Genomic DNA, 811 nt, shown 5'->3' with positions numbered 1-811 from the left:
CGTAAGGGCGACGCTAAGGACGGGACGGGATGGAGATCATCACCGGCGTGGAGCGGCGGAGACGCTGGCGCGATGAGGACAAGCTGCGCGTGCTGGCCGAGGCGGAGCAGCCGGGGGCACGCATGTCGGAGGTGGCGCGGCGGCACGACATCAGCCGCGGCCTGCTGTGGTACTGGCGGCGACAGTTGCGGCAGGGGCGGCTGGCAGCACGTGACATGGCCGGGCCGGTGTTCCTGCCGGTGCAGGTGAGCGATGCGGTGCCGCCCGAACTCGCGGCGCCTGGAGTTGCCAGGACCGATCCACGGATCGAGATCGTGCTGCCGGACGGCACCTGTGTGCGCGTCGGTGCCGATGTGGATGCGGCCGCGTTGCGGCGCGTGCTGACGGCGCTGCGCCGGTGATCCCGGTCCCTACTGGCGTACGGGTGTGGCTGGCAGCAGGTCATACCGACATGCGGCGTGGCATGAACGGCCTGGCGCTGCAGGTGCAGGAGGCGCTTGGGCGCGATCCGCACGCGGGCGATCTGTACGTGTTCCGTGGCCGCCGCGGTGATCTCGTCAAAATCCTTTGGTATGACGGGTTGGGTATGTCGCTCTATGCCAAACGGCTGGAACGAGGACGCTTCATCTGGCCTTCACCGGCCGACGGGGTGGTGTCCATCTCCGGCCCGCAGTTGGCCTACATGCTGGAGGGGATCGACTGGCGGAATCCGCAGCGGACCTACAGGCCGCTGGCTGCGGGCTGAACCCGATTGTGCTGGCAAAGCGCGGCTGTCCCTGATTCACTTCCGGCATGACGCCCGTCGCGGCTG

At 68.6% G+C, this 811-nt stretch carries 2 protein-coding genes; both read left to right on the top strand.

Annotation, left to right across the window (positions count from 1 at the left end; genetic code table 11):
- Positions 1-29: 29 nt before the first annotated feature.
- Positions 30-401: an IS66-like element accessory protein TnpA gene (tnpA, locus tag F0Q34_RS21575; RefSeq protein ID WP_149814427.1), complete on the top strand. Its 372-nt coding sequence runs from the start codon at positions 30-32 to the stop codon at positions 399-401.
- The gene (gene tnpB / locus F0Q34_RS21570; protein ID WP_149814426.1) at positions 398-745 is read left to right on the top strand and encodes an IS66 family insertion sequence element accessory protein TnpB; all 348 of its coding nucleotides are present in this window, start codon (positions 398-400) and stop codon (positions 743-745) included. Before tnpA ends, tnpB begins: the two co-directional genes overlap by 4 nt.
- Positions 746-811: the final 66 nt, after the last annotated feature.

Origin of the sequence: Teichococcus oryzae, assembly GCF_008386565.1 — a bacterium.
Lineage (GTDB): Bacteria > Pseudomonadota > Alphaproteobacteria > Acetobacterales > Acetobacteraceae > Pseudoroseomonas > Pseudoroseomonas oryzae.
This window is presented reverse-complemented; position numbering and strand designations above follow the sequence as displayed.

Excerpts from the sequence above, each read along its gene's own strand:
- tnpA (WP_149814427.1), top strand. The coding sequence starts at position 30 with ATGGAGATCATCACCGGCGTGGAGCGGCGGAGACGCTGGCGCGATGAG.